The organism is Pectobacterium sp. CHL-2024 (assembly GCF_044751765.1).
In the GTDB taxonomy this organism is placed as follows: Bacteria; Pseudomonadota; Gammaproteobacteria; order Enterobacterales; family Enterobacteriaceae; genus Pectobacterium; species Pectobacterium brasiliense.
Genome location: NZ_JBIXKO010000006.1, coordinates 232,752 through 249,683, shown reverse-complemented (window position 1 = coordinate 249,683; position 16,932 = coordinate 232,752). Strand labels below are relative to the sequence as shown.

General features: G+C 48.2%; 19 protein-coding genes. 8 read left to right on the top strand and 11 right to left on the bottom strand.

The window, feature by feature from the left end:
* Positions 1 to 80 precede the first annotated feature (80 nt).
* On the top strand, positions 81 to 272 hold the full coding sequence (locus ACIPUG_RS12100; protein WP_400338546.1) for a DUF2569 family protein: 192 nt from the start codon (positions 81 to 83) through the stop codon (positions 270 to 272).
* A gap of 107 nt (positions 273 to 379) precedes the next feature.
* Here ACIPUG_RS12100 and ACIPUG_RS12095 read toward each other — a convergent pair whose 3' ends face one another.
* From ACIPUG_RS12095 to ACIPUG_RS12075, 5 genes are all read right to left on the bottom strand, one after another.
* Entirely contained in the window at positions 380 to 949 is a 570-nt protein-coding gene (locus tag ACIPUG_RS12095) for a fimbrial protein (RefSeq protein WP_039557036.1), read from the bottom strand.
* 27 nt (positions 950 to 976) lie between these two features.
* A complete protein-coding gene (locus tag ACIPUG_RS12090; protein WP_400338544.1) occupies positions 977 to 2,011 on the bottom strand; it encodes a hypothetical protein in 1,035 nt (344 codons plus the stop codon).
* A gap of 16 nt (positions 2,012 to 2,027) precedes the next feature.
* Entirely contained in the window at positions 2,028 to 2,777 is a 750-nt protein-coding gene (locus tag ACIPUG_RS12085) for a molecular chaperone (protein ID WP_014914337.1), read from the bottom strand.
* 37 nt (positions 2,778 to 2,814) lie between these two features.
* On the bottom strand, positions 2,815 to 5,313 hold the full coding sequence (locus ACIPUG_RS12080) for a fimbria/pilus outer membrane usher protein (RefSeq protein ID WP_400338542.1): 2,499 nt from the start codon (positions 5,311 to 5,313) through the stop codon (positions 2,815 to 2,817).
* A gap of 148 nt (positions 5,314 to 5,461) precedes the next feature.
* Entirely contained in the window at positions 5,462 to 6,010 is a 549-nt protein-coding gene (locus ACIPUG_RS12075; protein WP_010282767.1) for a fimbrial protein, read from the bottom strand.
* A gap of 691 nt (positions 6,011 to 6,701) precedes the next feature.
* Here ACIPUG_RS12075 and ACIPUG_RS12070 point away from each other — a divergent pair.
* Both ACIPUG_RS12070 and ACIPUG_RS12065 read left to right on the top strand, forming a co-directional pair.
* The gene (locus tag ACIPUG_RS12070) at positions 6,702 to 7,475 is read left to right on the top strand and encodes a transcriptional regulator (RefSeq protein WP_400338541.1); all 774 of its coding nucleotides are present in this window, start codon (positions 6,702 to 6,704) and stop codon (positions 7,473 to 7,475) included.
* Positions 7,462 to 7,932 (top strand): FidL, encoded by a 471-nt coding sequence (locus ACIPUG_RS12065; protein WP_400338539.1) that lies wholly within the window; start codon positions 7,462 to 7,464, stop codon positions 7,930 to 7,932. The genes ACIPUG_RS12070 and ACIPUG_RS12065 overlap by 14 nt, the downstream gene beginning before the upstream one ends.
* Before the next feature lie 59 nt (positions 7,933 to 7,991).
* Here the strand turns inward: ACIPUG_RS12065 and ACIPUG_RS12060 are convergent, their stop codons facing one another.
* Positions 7,992 to 8,564, bottom strand: coding sequence for a TetR/AcrR family transcriptional regulator (locus tag ACIPUG_RS12060; RefSeq protein ID WP_400338537.1), 573 nt, complete (start codon positions 8,562 to 8,564; stop codon positions 7,992 to 7,994).
* Between the two features lie 92 nt (positions 8,565 to 8,656).
* Between ACIPUG_RS12060 and ACIPUG_RS12055 the strand changes: the two genes are divergently transcribed.
* Positions 8,657 to 9,598, top strand: coding sequence for an ABC transporter six-transmembrane domain-containing protein (locus tag ACIPUG_RS12055; protein WP_400338535.1), 942 nt, complete (start codon positions 8,657 to 8,659; stop codon positions 9,596 to 9,598).
* Positions 9,599 to 9,657: 59 nt separating this feature from the next.
* On the opposite strand, the gene cueP is transcribed toward ACIPUG_RS12055, so the two are convergent.
* The 3 genes from cueP to ACIPUG_RS12040 form a co-directional block, all read right to left on the bottom strand.
* Complete coding sequence (gene cueP, locus ACIPUG_RS12050; protein ID WP_400338534.1) at positions 9,658 to 10,209, bottom strand: copper-binding periplasmic metallochaperone CueP; 552 nt, start codon at positions 10,207 to 10,209, stop codon at positions 9,658 to 9,660.
* Between the two features lie 214 nt (positions 10,210 to 10,423).
* A complete protein-coding gene (locus ACIPUG_RS12045) occupies positions 10,424 to 10,825 on the bottom strand; it encodes a VOC family protein (RefSeq protein WP_400338532.1) in 402 nt (133 codons plus the stop codon).
* 85 nt (positions 10,826 to 10,910) lie between these two features.
* On the bottom strand, positions 10,911 to 11,477 hold the full coding sequence (locus tag ACIPUG_RS12040) for a TetR/AcrR family transcriptional regulator (RefSeq protein ID WP_080163952.1): 567 nt from the start codon (positions 11,475 to 11,477) through the stop codon (positions 10,911 to 10,913).
* A 132-nt stretch (positions 11,478 to 11,609) separates the two neighbouring features.
* On the opposite strand from ACIPUG_RS12040, the gene ACIPUG_RS12035 reads away from it, so the two are divergent.
* Positions 11,610 to 12,143 (top strand): HPP family protein, encoded by a 534-nt coding sequence (locus tag ACIPUG_RS12035; RefSeq protein ID WP_039283836.1) that lies wholly within the window; start codon positions 11,610 to 11,612, stop codon positions 12,141 to 12,143.
* A 286-nt stretch (positions 12,144 to 12,429) separates the two neighbouring features.
* On the opposite strand, the gene ACIPUG_RS12030 is transcribed toward ACIPUG_RS12035, so the two are convergent.
* Both ACIPUG_RS12030 and ACIPUG_RS12025 read right to left on the bottom strand, forming a co-directional pair.
* A complete protein-coding gene (locus ACIPUG_RS12030; RefSeq protein ID WP_039497155.1) occupies positions 12,430 to 12,996 on the bottom strand; it encodes a hypothetical protein in 567 nt (188 codons plus the stop codon).
* Between the two features lie 278 nt (positions 12,997 to 13,274).
* Positions 13,275 to 13,874, bottom strand: a complete 600-nt coding sequence (locus tag ACIPUG_RS12025) for a TetR/AcrR family transcriptional regulator (RefSeq protein ID WP_039497157.1) — start codon at positions 13,872 to 13,874, stop codon at positions 13,275 to 13,277.
* A gap of 117 nt (positions 13,875 to 13,991) precedes the next feature.
* Here ACIPUG_RS12025 and ACIPUG_RS12020 point away from each other — a divergent pair, with 117 nt between their 5' ends.
* From ACIPUG_RS12020 to ACIPUG_RS12010, 3 genes are all read left to right on the top strand, one after another.
* Complete coding sequence (locus ACIPUG_RS12020; RefSeq protein ID WP_205560405.1) at positions 13,992 to 14,591, top strand: NAD(P)H-dependent oxidoreductase; 600 nt, start codon at positions 13,992 to 13,994, stop codon at positions 14,589 to 14,591.
* 324 nt (positions 14,592 to 14,915) lie between these two features.
* On the top strand, positions 14,916 to 15,773 hold the full coding sequence (locus ACIPUG_RS12015) for a hypothetical protein (RefSeq protein WP_339096812.1): 858 nt from the start codon (positions 14,916 to 14,918) through the stop codon (positions 15,771 to 15,773).
* A 394-nt stretch (positions 15,774 to 16,167) separates the two neighbouring features.
* On the top strand, positions 16,168 to 16,884 hold the full coding sequence (locus ACIPUG_RS12010) for a hypothetical protein (protein ID WP_039461837.1): 717 nt from the start codon (positions 16,168 to 16,170) through the stop codon (positions 16,882 to 16,884).
* The last annotated feature ends 48 nt before the right edge of the window (positions 16,885 to 16,932 follow it).

The window sequence follows — 16,932 nt, the reverse complement described above, 5'->3', positions numbered from 1 at the left end:
TAGACTATGAATCACCCGCAGAGCGTTTTAACCAATGTGTTGCATCCATCGGTTGAACTCACAGCAAGAAGCGGACAAAGATGATGATGGTAGCCTACTATGCCATTAACGCGGTTGTGGCATGTTGCCTGACATTATTACCTTCACTGCTGTTTAATATTGCGTTGGACGGTAATGCGTTCAGTGTTCTTTCTGCCGTTGCTTTCAGTATTGTCGTCTGGATCCCCTATTTCCTGTTCTCAAAAAGAATTCCGCTGGTTTTTAGCCGCTAGCGAATAGGGGGAGCGGCTAACAAATCACTTTAGCCGTGAGTGAATAATGCGTGTGCCGCCAGTGTTTGGTAAAAAACAGGGGCGGCCTCGACTTTTCCCTCAACCCGCTATAAATAGCTCAAGGTAAAATTCGCCGTTGCCATGAAATCGCCGGACTGAATCAGATCGTCGCGTATCTTTTCGATGCGGGCCGAAAAGGGAATAGTGTTGTCTCCGCTTTGCAGCACAATGCGGTCCGTGCTGCTGTTGATGCCGACCAGTTTGTTCGCATGATAAATGCCAACTGCGATGCCTTTGGCACCGGAAGGCGTATCCAGCGCCAGCCGCTTGGGCAAGAGCGGTTCTTCTTTGCCTGAAAAACGGATAGTGACGTTTTGGTAGGTATCCAGATTGCAGTCCGTGAGGTTAATCGTGAAGTCATGCCAGTCGCCGTAGCGATTGGCTTTTAACGTGCGGTCAGAGACTTCACTCATGTCCACCACAATCGCCTTGCTTTCCGTACTCACATTACAGGCGGCGTTGACGACTAAAACGTGGAAGGTCACTTCGTGATCGTCCAGCATGGTCCTCTGCTGCGCAAAGGATGTACCTGAAGACAGCGCGATGATGCCAAGTGTGAAGGCGAGTAGAGGGCCGCGCGACGTGGCTTTCGCTACCGTATTGTTGTTCTTTATCATCGTTACGATCTCGCGTAGGAAGACGGATTAATGATAATTAAACCGTAGGATAATATTTTTCTCGGTATCGCCTACCACTGCGGGGCCGGCGGCATAGAGCCGAGCCGTATAACGCCGTTCAACCTGGCCGCTCGATGCCGTCAGGCCGTCAACCAGACCGATGAACTGGTTAAACACCACGTTATTGCCGCTGCGCGTATCTTCGATCTTCAGCGTAGCGCCATTTCCCATGTTCATGCCGTCTATCCCGACGAGTGAATTTCCCCGCGACGAGGCATCAAAGTTGATGTCCAGATCGAAACCCTTGCCGCAGTCTTCTCCGCCGTCGGTCGATATGTTGATGTGGAATTCCGTTTGTGCCAGCACGTTAGCCTCCGTACCTGACCACGCTCGGACCGTACCAAAATCGACATAGCTGTCGGGCGAGACGTTGATTTTCGCGGCGCACTGCATAATGTCGATGCCGTGTAGTCCTGACAGGCTGAGGCCATAGTTGCTGTTGGGTTTGTTGTTGATGCCTCCTTCACCGTCGATCTGGAAGACGCGTAGCGAATCGACGCCCGCTGTGGTATCGGTGATATTTCCCGTTTTTTCGAGGTAGAGTTGCACCGTAACGTTTAGCATGGTCGGGTTGGACGGCGGTGACGAGCCGCTTGGACCGGGTAAGATCCACTGCCCCGTGGAGACGCGGGATGCGGTGGTGCCGCCGTTGGTAATCACCCCGAGATCCTGCCCGTTATAGATGATGCCAATCCCGACCCCTTGGCTGATGACTTTGCCTTCAGGGTTGGGATAGAAGTAGGACATTTCGCCCTGCGGGCGCACGGATTGATACGCCCAGCAGGCCAGGCTGCGGGTATAGGGTTTTGATGTCCACAGACGGCTGCCAATCGGCAAGGTCGCAGGGATTTTTAGCGTACCAATATCCTCATAATCGTTTACCGGGCCGGTCACGGTGCCCAGCCGGCATTCCAGCGCGCTGGCGTTAAACGCCGTTAAGCCGAAAAAGAGCGACGCGCAGAGGGCGACATGGCGATGTTGACGAGCAGCTAACCAAGACATAGCGGTTCCCTGTGGCTTATTTACGGATAGCGGGCTGGCACTGGTTTTGTGCGCAGGTAAAAGGCAACTCCAGATGGCCGCCGTAGTCATTGACGTAGTACAGATAGAAGCGATCGACCGCGCCGTCATTCACCTCAACCGACAGCGTCGAGCGTGGCGCGACCATAAAGGCGTTTCCCTTCAGCAGGCTGGTGGGGTTGGCGCGCGTCGCTTTGGGCTGTTTCAAGATGCCGCTGACCGTGATGTAGTACGGCGTGGGGTTTTCTACCTGAAAGGTGTTTCCCGTTTTGCGGACGATCAGTTTTTCCTGCCATATTTCGTCTTTGGCTGGCTTTACGCCACGGGGGCGGAAGAACACCTTAATTTCAGACTGAATGGCTATCTGTAATACGTTGGGCTTGTCCGTCTTGGGTGGAATTTCCCGGACGTTAAGGTAAAACAGCGATTCGCGGTCGGTTGGCAATTGGCTGATTTGTTCTGTTTTGACCAGACGGATCAGGCTATATCCTTTCGCTTCGATGCGCTGTAGCGGCGGCAGTACCATCAGCGGCGTCGTCACTTTATTGTGCCGATCGTCCGTCAGCCAGGACTGCGCCAGAAACGGGTTCTCCACGTTTTGGTTCATCAACATGACCGTCGCCGATTGCTCCTCATCGTTAAAAATAACGCGGGTGCGATCGAGGCTCAGGGCGCTATAGGCTGTGGGCATCAAAAACAGGCAGCCGATGAGGAATCCTGCTGCTCGCTGATAAAATGTGTGTTTCATAACGTACTCTCCAGATTTTTCTCTTTCTTCGCGCCGCTTATTTACAAGGAAGCAGCAGGGCATCAAGGTGATTTAAGGTGGCGGGTAGGGTGATGGCGCACTGTGTTCTGCCCTCCCAGATGACGGACAGCGTTTCGTCAGGCGATACGCCCGTGATATAGGCCTGCCCGCCGTTGGTGATCATGGCGATATCGCGGCCTTTCTTGTTTTTGATCTGGGCGGCGAACGGGGGATTTTTGCCATCGGCCAGCGCGACGTGCGCCATGATTTTTGCCCCGCTCACCACGTCGAATTTACGGTAGCCAATGGCACCTTCGGTCAGCGTGCCCTGAACGACCGTCGTCACCGCTTCAATGTGTTGCGGTAATTTTTGAAGATCAATGCGGGTCGATACGTCGTAGTAGCTGCTGGTGCCAGCAATCACGGCCAGCCCATAGCGGTTGGTCTCGACCTGACTACCGGTGAACGGTACGCCGGCCTGTTCGGTATCGACCATGATGCGGGTGCCGCCCTGATTACCTTTCGGGTGTGCAGCGACGCCGTGGCGAGTAGCGGTAATTCCGCCGCGCAGTGAACCGTTCAGGTAGGTATAGCGATCCTGCTGCCAGGCGACGCCCACGGTGGCGTCAGTCATCGGTGCCAGATGGGTATAGTTGCCGCTCAGGTAAGTATTCTCTTTGCTGTCGTGCCGGGTGCTCAGATTCCAGGTGCGGCGCGGATCGGCGTTATTGGAATAGGTCAGCGCCTGATTGCTGCTGTTGTTATAGCGCCCCATGCTGTAGCTCAGGCGATCCTTCTCGCCGAGCGGGATAGAAAAGCTCAGATACAGGCTGTCATCGGTACGGCGGTTGAATTCAGTGCGGTAGGCCGAGAGGTTCGCGGCAATACCTTTAACTGCGCCGATATCGAAGTACTTGTTTAGCGAAATCCCATAGCGATCCTGCTCGGCTTCATTCCAATAGGTTTGGCGCGTATAGGTCACGTAGGTCGACAGCCCGCTCAGCAGGGGAGATGATTCCCGCGTCGCGAAGTTTTTGGAGAGCGTAATGGTGTAGCGCTCTTTTTCATTGCGATAGCGGCTATCGAGATTCAACGCATAGAGATACTGCGCCATGCTCATGTAGGTCTTTTCTGAAAAGCGGTAGCCCGCAAAACTGATCTGGCTATCGATCGAGTTGAAGTATTTAGACCAGTTAAGTGAGAAAGCGTGTCCCATTTGCGACGAGGATGTTGCTGGCAGCGTCGCGCGTGACTGTGTGATATCCGCCGACAGCGCGCCTAGCAGGTAGAGGTTCTTTCCGATGCCTGCCGACCAGGACTGGTAGCCATCGGATAATATGCTGCCGCCGTACACCGACCATGCGTTGGATAATCCCCATGAGGCTTCGGCGGCAGAAAAGGCCGGGCCTTGCAGACGATGGTTGGTATTCGAGGGTTTACCCGCGGCGAGTTTGTACTGCACGTGTCCCGGCCGCGTCAGGTAAGGCAGGTTGGCCGATTCGGTCTGGAATGTCGTCACCGTGCCGTCTTCTTCCGTCACGCGCACATCCAGCGTACCGCTGACGCCGTTCTTCATGTCCTGAATGGTAAAGGGGCCGGCAGGCACGGTGGTTTCATAGATCAGCCTGCCATTTTGCGTCACGGTTACCGTCGCGTTGGACTTGGCGACGCCGCGAATTTCGGGCGCGTAGCCGCGCAGCGAAGGGGGAAGCATGTTCTCGTTATTGGCTAATGACACGCCGGTAAAGCGATAGCTATCGAACAGGTTGCTGCTGAAATACATTTCACCCAGCTTGAGATCGGCTGAAAGCGTTGGCAGCGGACGATAGGCGTAAAACTGATCCCACGAGAAGCTATCGCGATTCGCGTTGCGCGATTTTTGTAGAAAATAGCGATAATCGGCACGATAGCGCCAGGCTCCCTGATTAAATCCGGTGGTGCCGTAGCTGCTGAGGTAGTGTGATGTGCCTCTGCCATTGGTCTCACGGCGTACGTTCCCAACGAGGTTATAGTCCAGCAGCGCACCGCCGATGCCGTGATCCCACTGTTCGGGTGGAATCCAGTTGCGATCGCTGTACGCCAGCCAGGCCTGCGGGATCGTAATATTTAGCGTTCCCATGCCTATCTGGTTAGAGACAGTGACGCCAGCAATAGGCGTCAGATCGACACATGCGCCGTTATTCCATAATTCGGCTTTGTCACGCGCCTCTTTTTTCAGTGCCAGTTTATCGACGAGTTCGGGCGAGAGACAGGCTGTTGGCCGAGCGCGATGATTGCCTTCCGGCAGGTAGTTAATCATCTGCTGCTGTATTTCACGCGCGTTGACTTTTATTGATAAAAGATAGGTGCCGGGCGTGACATATTCGGGATCGGAAAAATGGCTAAGATCAATGTCATTACGATTGTCGACATCCAGTACGTTAACGTTAAATTCCGTTGCACTGAGCGATGTTGTATTCAAAGAAAAAATAAAAAAACCGTAACGAAATAGCGCGGGTTTTATTTTTTCTTTGAACGTAATATTTTTCATTGCCATAGGAATAGGTGCTTGAAAAGATGTCGCGTTGTGGTTATCCATTCATGTATTTCGACATGTGGAATGAATAGGATAATAGGGGAGGAAGCCTCCCCGTTTTTACGGATACCCTGTTGTTAGCGCAATAGATTGTTAGCGCAATAGAATTTTATTGATAGGACACAACAAAATTAGCCGTGCTGGCGAAGGAACCTGTCGTGATGACTGGCGATTCCCCTTCCTGTGGCGTTGGCAGTTTGGCAACATAAGACGTGAAGGAGAAAATATTATCTCCATTTGCCAGCGGCGTAGCAGGAACGGCTGGTGTGGTTCCGTCGAATTTAATTTTTTCGCCGACGCGTTCTACGGCAATACCTGCACCGGTTGCACTGCCGTTTAATGCCAGCAGTTCATTATTGGTGCCAGATGCTACGCCGCCGGAGAAAACAATTTTGGCACTGGTTGCGGTATCCAGGCTGCAATCTTTTAATGTGATATCAAACGGTTTGATTTCTGACGTGCCGCCGTTTTCCAACACCGTTTTGCTGATTTCGCCAAACTCGATCGTTTGGTGCAAATCATCCTGAGATACTGAGCAGGGCGTATCAATAATTTTTCCTTTAAACGTCACCGATCCATTATGTGAATCTGCTGCATGTGCGCCGACAGAAAATATCACGGAGATGAGGGATGCCAGGGTGATCTTTGATAATTTCATATTATGCTCTCTCGGTTGGTTACTTTATTTAAAAAATGAGCACGACTCGCATGAATGTTCACGCATTCATGCATAACGAGTAATGCCTTCTCTTTTGTAATGTCTTTTCTGACTGATTGGTGGTTCGTCGTGTTTCATGCGGTGAATATATTTCCGCTTGCCTAACCAACGACGCTGAAACTGGGGATATCGTAGTGTTGAATGATTTTGTGGTCAAATATATTGAATTAATTATATTTATTTAGATTAAATGTTTTAAATTTACATTTATTTAGTTTTTTGTTCTGTTTTTTTGTTTTCACGTTCCAGCGTGAAATTATAAGCTATAAATATAATTATCGAGATAATTTATTTAATTCAATGTGTTACTTGTTATTCAGCGTCTTTGGCATGTGTTAGTGCGGAATATCTATTGGTTGGTAAAAATAATGAAATGTCTTTTTATTTAGATAGAGGGTAAATGAAAGGTAGATAATCTTTGACAATAAATAGGTAAGTTTTTATCCTTGCTCTGAGATAGAGCCTGTGAATTGAGATATATAATTGTTTTTGCTTTTATAGATAACGTATTTTTTGTTGTAGCATGGTGATTTTAAGACTATTCCATAAGTTTTATCATCATAAATGATGTATCTATCAGGCTGATTATAACAAACGAATAGCGCTTCTTAATCTTGATGGAAAAGCACGTATGGTTTATTTGATTAATGACTTAATCATTTTTAATGAAGGAGAAGGAACGCTTGCATGGATAGAACGTGAAAATGAAGCAATCTCTGTGAATTTTCCTATTTCCCGATTGTTCTGTTTGTTTATTGAGAATCAGGGGGTAACGCTAAGCCGCGATTTTTTGTTAAAAGAGGCGTTGGAAAAGCACGCGCTTTGTCCTTCTATTAATAATCTAAACAACTATTTATCTCTGTTAAGGAAGGTATTACGTGAGTTTGATCTTTCTGATTCGATTGTAACTATCCCCAAGCTGGGTATTGTTTTTAACGTAGAAAGCATTGTTCCCTATCCGGCGCAGGAAGGGGCAAAGGCAGAGAGAGAAGCGTTAAATCAGGGAGATGAGGACAACATTGAAGAAGGGAATTTCGAAGAAAAAAAACCGTTTTCTGTAAAACATCGCGCCATAGCTGAGCCAGTAAAAAAAAAGCAATACATCCTGTTCCTTCTCATCTGGATAACGATAGTCGGAGTTTTTCTACTTGCGCTGGAGAGCGCAAACCGTTTCCCGTATCGGTATCTTATCGATGTGAAGATGGATGGGAAGTGCGATCTTTTCTATTTATATGACAGCGTGGGTTATCCCCTCCCGACCGACTATGAAAACCTGTGCTCAGATAACACATTATTCTTCCTGTCGAAAAAAATCGTTATATCTGAAATGCTGGATAAGAAAAGTGAAATCGTTATTTCCTGCAAGAAGGATGGGAAGGGATGTGTGACTTATGTTAATAATTAAAGTCAGAAAGAAAATTTTTTGCACTATATTGGTGCTTTCCATTTCATTTATTCTGGGAATCTTTTTTTATTTAAAAAGCAATTTATACAGTAAGCCGCTGGTCTGTCAGGCTGAGGTAAAGCACTACCTGGAAGATCGGAAAATCAGAAAGGAATATGACGTCTATTTTTATCTCAATAAACAAAACAGAGCGCTGGTTTTAGTCAACGGCATTTACATTGGCGAGGATGGCGTGCCGCTGACGATTCGGCGCACATTCAGCTTTGATTCAGTGTGGGAGGGGAACCGTCTGGTGGTGAACAATATCGCGATGAGTAAGAATACCAGTGATAATGCCCCCGATGAGGCGATCCCCATTCTGGCTGAAAATGATGTCATCCAGTTTGAAATGTTGATGAAGCATGCTTATCTGATTAGTACCGTTCACTCGAAATTGGCCTGTAATATCCGCGATTAATGCGTGTTGTGGCGGCATGTACACATTAATCGCAATTCTGGGCGTGCGGCTTATGCGCGTCACAACACTCGTTGTATAAAATCATCAATATCTTCAGTTGCTTGCTGAAAATCGGCAGGGGATGGGTTAATAATCAGATGGTCAGAGTAGCCGTTTAATAGCGCATCTAGCTGGCGGGAGACGCGCTGGGTATCGGTATTTTTAAAGACACCGGACGCGACGCCTGATGCGATGATCTCTTCCAACAGGGCAGACCATTTCGCTGTCATGACATGGGCGAGTTCGGCGTAAGCGATATTGTGAACGGCCAACTGCCATAGCGATCCATACAGATTCCAGATGACATCCGTGGTGTCCGGCAGGTAATTCTTCACCAGCGCATGCAGTTTCTCTTTCGGCGGTAACGTGGCGATTTCTGCCGCGACCTCTTCCAAATCCGCCAGCATAAACGCCGTTAGCGCCTCAATCGACAGCGTCTGCCAGTCAGGAAAGTAGTGATAAAGGTGGCTACGCGAAATACCAACGTGTTCCGCCAGCTCGCGCGTTGTCACTTTCTCTATGCCTTTCTCAATAAACAGCTCGATTGCGCCATCAAGGATTTTGTCTTTTAGCGCTTTCGTCGTCTCTTTCATTACCGTCCCCGCGTTGACTTTGAGCAAGTGCTCAAATACAATTTTTGTTCTTGAGCAACCGCTCAAGTATAACTCTGTTAAATACGATTCTCATGCAAACCCATAATATCAGCGAACCGGTCAAGGTTTCGCACAGTGCCGCTGTCACCCTTAAAAAACTTGGCAAGCTGCATGGCAAAAAACTGATTCTCACCCTGCTACTGGTGGTGGCGGAGAATGTGACTTATCTGCTTTATCCCCTGATGGCGGGTTTTGCCATTAACGCGATTCTGAATGCACAGCCTTGGCACGCGGTGCTGTATGCGCTGATGGTTTTCATTATGTGGGCGATTGGCGCGGCACGGCGCAGCGTGGATACCCGCACGTTTGCCCGTATTTATGCGGCACTGGCCGTACCCGTGATTTTGGCGCAGAGAAAAGAAAACCATAACCACTCAACCATTGCTGCGCGGGTGGCGCTCTCACGCGAGTTCGTGGATTTTTTTGAAATCCACCTTCCGGTACTGATCACGTCGCTGGCGTCGATCATCGGTGCAGCCGTGATGTTGCTGGTGATTGAGTCCTGGGCGGGCGTGGCCTGCATTGTCATTCTGCTGTTTTTTGCGTTGTTCCTGCCAAGTTACACCCGCAAGAATGAAGCCTTGTTTGGCAAATTAAATAACCGTCTGGAAAAAGAGGTTGGCTTTGTCAGCAGCGCGACGGCGGCTTCATTGACCAAGCATTACCATGTGCTGGCTGGGCTGCGCATTCGCCTGTCGGATCGTGAGGCGCTGGGCTATCTGGCGATCGGGGCCGCTGCTGCGGTCCTGTTTTCACTGACGATTGTGTATATGACGCTTAACGGCGGAACCAATGCGGGGCATATCTATTCGGTGATGACCTACATGTGGATGTTTGCCATGAGTCTGGATGACGCACCCAGCCTGTTAGAAAAATACTCGCAGCTAAAGGATATCGGTAAGCGCGTGGATACGGGCGTGGTGCGAGTGAATCGCGGGGGCGATGAAGTCAGTAATACGTCAGTTTCCCGTTGAAATAAGCAACCCAGCGATGCCGCTGGGTTGCTGAATCCGTGTTCGCGACCGGCTTTCTGCTACGCCTCTTTCAATGGCAGTGTCGTCATGCAGGTCTGACTGTCGTCATAGGTCGCAAACGGTGAGCTTGCCACGCGTCCCTGATAGGTCACATTAATCGTTCCTTCAATATTGCGCGGTAACCATACGCCAACAAAGCCGTTCTGGTGGCTACTCAGTGTTTTCTGCACGATAACATTACCCGCTTTATCGGTGATTTTTACGTCAAATGCGGTATTAGCGAGCTCACCCTGACATCCGGATAAACTGTGAGTGAAGCAAGGGTGGGTTTGCTGAATATAAGGTGCGAATGAAAGATAGAATTTATTTCCCAGCGGATAACTATACTGCTGCTGCCCATCGGATAATTTCAGTGCTTTGCTGGTAATCGACGCGCTGTAGGGCAGCGGTCTTGCCTGCGGCGATTGATCGATAACATCGACGATCTGCTCGACCGTTTTCCCCGCCAGTCCTTGTTTAGCCAGAAACGCGTTAGCGTCAGCTGTTGCTGCAAAACCGGAACCGCTTAATGTCAGACCGAGTAGCGCCGCCATCATCTTTAGCTTCATCATCATTTCCCCTCAATAGAGTCATCATCTGGAATCACAGGCTATGACGTTACACCTTCCCCCTACGGGAAGGTCAAAAGACGGGGAGTATAGAAAGGTAAATTAATGTATTTACTGATTTTTTATTGATTTTGGTCAATTTTAAATCAGGGTGAGTGGCGGCGATATCAGCGCTATTATTGATGTGGCGCATGAGTCAGGTGTTCTTAGGTCTCACTTACTGACCTGACCAGTAAAGCTCGATGCGGATCCCGCTTGGCTCATAGCACATCATATGCATGGCCGGGCCACCACTAGCCAGAGCGGGCGCAAATTCAATGTTGATGTTATGCGCTGATAATTTCTCAGCGATCTCAAACAGCGCCGCTTTGCTATCAACCTTAATGGCAAGATGATGCAAGCCGACATGACTTTTTCGATCAAACTGAACCGGCTCGCTGGTTTGTACCTGCCAAAGCGTGAGCATTATCGTTCCATCGCTGACAAAAATGGCGGGATAATCCTCTTTTCGTTTTACCTCTTTCCATCCCAGAAGCGAGGTAAAAAAGTGCGCGCTTTCTTCCAATGCTGATACCGTCAAACCAATATGGTGAACGCCTTGTGTGAGTGGTGAGTTCATGGTTACTTCCTCAATGAGAGATAAAGTTAATAGTGGCTGCTTGTTCGTCGGCTTGCTTTACCGATGTGTGATAGACACCGAGTGATTACTGAGAAGGATGAGGGAAGGCTAACTGTCTCGCGTGCCGGCGATAAACATCCTCGCCACGGGTTAGGCCAGTAAATTCCGCTCTCACGATCATCCCTTCGATAAACGTCATGATAGCTTCGATTTTGTCTTCTTTTTCCGGTTCTTCGGCAGTGAATATCGATAGCAAGAATGACTTGATCCAGGTTTTATGGCGCAGGGCCAGAGCTGTAATGGCTTCGTCTTGCCCTTTAAATTCAGCCAGCGCATGCATGAACATACACCCCTTAAAGTTGACGGTTCGGAACCAGGAAAAATGCCAGTCCATCACGGCATCCAGACGACTTTCCGCGTCGTTAGCGCCAGATATCACGCTGGCTAACCCTTCCTCAAAGCGCGTATGTCGGCGAGCCAGCACGGCTTCAATCAACTTATTCTTTGAGCCGAAATGGCGATACATGGATGTTTTAGAGACTCCCGCCTTATCTCTAATTAAATCAACGCCAACGGCGGTATAGCCAAATTCATTAAACAGCGCTTCCGCGATATCTAAAATGTGCTCTCTCTTGCCCATGATCTCTTTCATCGTTTTTCTTCATCAATGATGGGTTGTTTTTACGTGGACAGATCTGTACTCTTCGCCTGGTTGTGTACAGATCTGTACACTTAATCTAGCACAGCAATTTCATAACATCATGTTTTTTTATCGGGGATGACCATGAAGAGACTCAGAGGGGGCGGTGCTTTGCCACCAAAGCCAACATTTATCCAGCTAATGAAAGGGTTAGTGGGTGGGAGCATAGGGATTCTGATCCTAAGCTATTTGGGGCAGTCCAGCGGTGTACCTTGGTTGATGGCCCCCTTCGGGGCAACCTGCGTCATTTTATTTGCTGCGTCAGCATCGCCATTCGCGCAGCCAAGGAACGTGATTGGAGGACATTTCATTACGTCAGCCGTGGGTCTGATTGCTTTGTATGGATTCGGCGACACTCTCGTTGTGCTGTCACTGTCTGTTGGCGTAGCAATCATGCTGATGCAGTATTTTCGCGCGGTTCACCCACCAGCAGGTGCCAACCCGCTGGTGATCATTCTGGCAGGGAAAAGCGCCGTGGGGTTTGAGTTCTTAGTCACACCCGTTCTATTGGGGAGCATTGTGCTGGTGGCGATCGCCGCCGTGATCAATAACTATGCCGAGGAAAGTCACTGGCCTGCGTATTGGCACGGTATTGGACAGCGTAAGCGCCAGCCCTGAGATGGTCTGACTCAGGGATGAGGATACGTTGTTGAGAATGAATGGATAGCGATTGTTATAAAAAAATAATAAACGGTCTTGATGTTTTTTTATCGTTTTTGGGGGAATATAAAAACTACCTCTCCGGATATTTTAAGAGTGAAAATAAGACGGGCAATCATCCATTGTATCTTCAAAACTTGCGCTAATCGTTGGGTTTTATTTTTTAGTGTATTAATTAAAATATTATCGCCAGTACGATACTGGCGATAATCGCTATTTTTATTAAAGTATTTGGTTTTTTTTGCTAGCTATAATTATTTACATTAGCGATTGCCGTATCTAAGGGAATTACCTTGTATTTCCAGTATGTTATTTTTTGGGCTTTAGGCTTGCCGGTTGGGCCAAAATATTCTTTCCATGCGGTATCGCTCGTCAATAGATCTGAAAACATCTTGCTTAGATCGCTTTTTGTCCATATTTTTTTGTAACCCTTAGCGCCCGAAGGTGCTGGTGCGGTATGTTTTACATATTTTTCAACGGAATATTCATTTTCATACGCCATAAAGACGGTATAGACGGGCTCTTGCGATATTCTGTCTTGATACCAGGGAATGACGACGAAGTGATGCACGGTCGGCCCAACCAGGAAATGCCACACTGAAGTCTTTGAATCGGTACTGGGGAAGTCTAGGGCAATATTAATTTTTTTCTGCATGTCTTTGTTATTTTCAATTACATTGCCACTGCCTGAGTCATCCTGCGTCTTGCCATAAACAGCACAACTCATTGTTGTGGAAACTCCGGTACAATGATCGACTTCCATAAGCTTAGTATTAGCGACTATCGCATTTATTAGTGCATCATTAGGCATACGAACATTCCTTATATCTTGAGGTATATAATAGTTGGTGTATAAAATCATATTCGTGCTGAGAAATTGAAAATCACAATGGCCCGCTTAAAAAAACATAGAACTGGTACTCTGGTTTGTAAATTATTAAAAGGGACTAGGGGAAATAGCGGAGGGAATGGTGTGATTTATCGGCACAGCTCAATAAGCTTTGCTGAACCATTCTGAGAACGGGGTGGTAAAGTGGTCAGGATGGCATGCTGACCCTTTACGACTATCTCTAATCGGGAACGGGAGTTTTACTGTCCCGCGCTACACCGCTGCACCATAGAAATAATCACGTGGAACAGTTCATCTTTAGCCTGTTGTTCCGTAATAATCCCTTTAACGGCGGCATAAGATAATCCTTCGGCGGAACCGAGCATGGCCCGCAGCGCGGCAGCATGAAGAGGTTTACCTGCGCAGAATGGGGCAAAGAGATCGCGGCATTTTTCCGTGAAGGTGGCATCGTACTCCTGCCTGATTTGTTCAAGCTCGGGGGTTCCGGTGAGCGCCGCCATAACATTAGGCATTTCACGGCCCTGAAGCAGTACGCAATCAATGTACGAGGTGGCAATCACCGCAGCCAGCTTATCGAGCACGGGATCAGTTTTACGGATCATGTCATCCATAATTGCCGTCTGGCGAGCATCATATTCCTTATAAAGTGCAGCCAACAGCCCCGAACGGTTAGTAAAGTGATCGTAAACCACCGGCTTCGTTACACCTGCCTGTTCCGCCAGATGCCCAAGTGTCAGCGCTTCAGTACCTTCCTCTCGAATAATCTGCCAGGCGGCTTTGATCAGCTGTATATGGCGATCTTCTCTTGATAAACGCTGTCGTGCCTGTGGTTTAGACATTGGCAATATTATCCTGTTGACATTCTTATGTACCAAAAGTAATTTACCAATGGTAGGTTACTGTTAGTATATTAGATTATCGCTGACATCGTTCTATAGCAATAGGGAGTACCCGGAATGCATGCATTACTTGTCGTTTCTCATCCTGTTCATACCTCACTAACGCACAGTGTCGCTACCGCGATTGCGCAAGGGATCGCTGGGGCAAACCCAGAAAATACGTTTGAAATCGCAGATCTTGCACAGGAAGGCTTTAACCCGGTGTTTTCTATGTCAGATATAGCGGCTTTTCAGCGTACCGGAGTAACACCGGCTGACGTCGTTGCTGAGCAATCGCGTATTGATCACGCAGATGCGCTGGTGCTGGTGTTCCCGATTTACTGGTGGTCCATGCCGGGGCTGTTGAAAGGGTGGATCGACCGCGTGTTTTCAAACGGCTGGGCCTATGAAGAAACTGCCGATGGGAATGTGATAAAGAAACTGGGACATTTACCGGTGCATCTTGTGGCGCTGGGTGCCGCTAATCAGAGAACATTTGAAAAGCGTGGCTATGCGGATGCTTTTCATGCACAGATCGATCACGGGATTTTTGACTACTGCGGCGCTTCAGTATTGACGTCTGAAATGCTGTTGATGCCGGAGTTGGGAACGCCAGAGGCGTGTATCGATGCCGCACGCCATATTGGTGGCCGCATTTTCCAGTCATCGTTATTTTGAGCCGTAGATAAAAAATCCTATTTTTAAAGTCATAATGTTTTTTAATTATGCTGCTTTAATCTCTTATTTCTTCTGGCCATATGGTCGTTGAGATTAAATTAAACGCGGTGCCGCAGAGGTGAATACTGTGGTGCTTCCTGTTTTCTTATTACTAAGTATGCTTCGATAAAGGTACACCATCTCTCTGTCAAGGCTATATATGACTTTGTCAGGCTTGATAACTATTTTGGTTGGTTGGTAATCCATCACTAAAAACCATGTAATACTCACTTGATGAGCCCTATCTGCCAATAGCCATAACAGGCGTGCCTCAGGGAGAAAAAAGTGAAGCGACGAGATTTTCTGGCTGGGGGTGTGGCAGTGATGGTGTCGTTGCCTTTTCATGCACGAGCTGAGGTACCGATGAAACAGCGGGTACCCAATCAATTGCCAATAGCTCTGCGTCAGCCGTTAAGCATGCAAAGCGGCAATGAGCCCATGGTGTTGCTGGCGGACTCGGCGATTACGCAGCAGACGACGACGCTGGGCATCAATCTGGTTGCTGGTACTCTACTGAATTTCAGCTATCACACTCTGAGCGGCAATCAGCCTGCGGATTATCAAAATCAGGTTTTTCTCTGGTCTGTTTCCAGCGATGACGTTCCGTGGAGCAGTCCTGCTGTGGCGCAAAGCGCAATCTTGCTCGACTTACCCGATGGCGATCAAAATCTGGATAATGTGGAGATATCCGCTGGGGCTTACATTCTTGGTTATGCCGTCGGACCGCAGCATGCGGAAGGGGAGTGGTCCCGTTATCTGAACGTGGTGGCATCCGCTTATATTCCGGCACAACTGCCGGGAGAGCAACGCCGCGCGGCAGTACCGAACAGATGCAGCATTACACCCACTTTCGTTGGCGTGAGTTCGCTTGCCTGCGATTTTGCGTTTCTACCTGGTTTTAATGCCAAAGCTTCTAATAGTTGGATCGGACTATGGGAAGGAGAAAGTATTTCCTGGACGACACCGCCAAAGTGGTTTGCTGCTATTGCGATTGATACCAATGCTGGTACGGCGGGAATCAATGAACTTTCGATTGTCAGTGGACAAAAATATACCCTAGGACTTTACACCAGCGGCTACAGCTCTCAGGCTCTGACGCTGGATCTGCAACGCCTCGCCTGTACCGCCACCTTCTCAAGTTGATCGATCTGGGAAAACACCAAGTAGGTTAAATAATAATCAGAATAATTAGTGTAATTTACTATTATGATCCGTTAAAGGGTCTGTTTCAAAGATAATGATCGGCGGTAAAAATGCCAATATAGATGGTGTTTTTTAAGAGTTACAATCTTTAAATCTAGTAATTTCTGTTTTTTATTTATTTTATACTTTGTTTTTTGCTTATTCCTACCTCTATATCTTTTTTTTAAAGAAATCTAAAGTTATGTATAAAAAGTGGTCTATTTTAAGATCACCTCTGATAAAAGTAAGTTTACCTTACCTTTTGGGGGCATCATGTATGGATATGGATGATGCAGCTCTTTTATTGTCCTGACCATGGCTATCTGAATCATCGTATTGATATTAGGAAAATATTATGTCTGTTGATAAAGTCTTGCAGGTCGAACTCGGTCTTTCTGCCACTGCCGATCAAAATATCATTGTGACTACCGATCCCAGCTCAGTGACGGCGAATCAAATCAGTGTTGATTACAGTGGGCCTAACGCTAACCAACCCAGCACCTATGGCAATATTCTCTATATCTGGCAATCAGGTGATGAGATTCCCTGGTCTACTGATGCCATCGATTCCGCTTCAGTGGTTGGTAATAGTCCTTCTGGTTCACAGTCTTTTGATGGTCTGGATGTCACCACGCTGTCCTATATTATCGGCTATGGCGTTGGCCCGCTGAACACATCCGGTACTGGGTCAAAATACAGTAACGTTGTTGCTTCCGTGCTTGTTCCCTCCGATAGCGATGACGACTACACAGTGCTAACATCCTCTGTTGATGTGTTTAAGCGTGGTTCCACCTCATTAGTGGCGCAAATAAATATGTTGCCAGGTTTCAGCCCCGCGGATTCCAATACCTGGGTAGGGATATGGGAAGGGGTGACCGCATCCTATAAACAGAAACCTAAATGGCGTTCGCCAGCGACTAGCAGCAACGCTAAGAGCACGGTTTCCTTCAATAATATCCTGCTGACGCGCGGTACGACCTATACGCTGGGGCTATTTTCCTCTGGCTACTCCGCTCAAGACGCACAGCTAAAACAGACCACGCTGGCGGCAACCCACACCTTCTCGGTCTGATTCCGACTTACGCATATAGCAAAGACAATACGGCCAAAGGGAACGTTT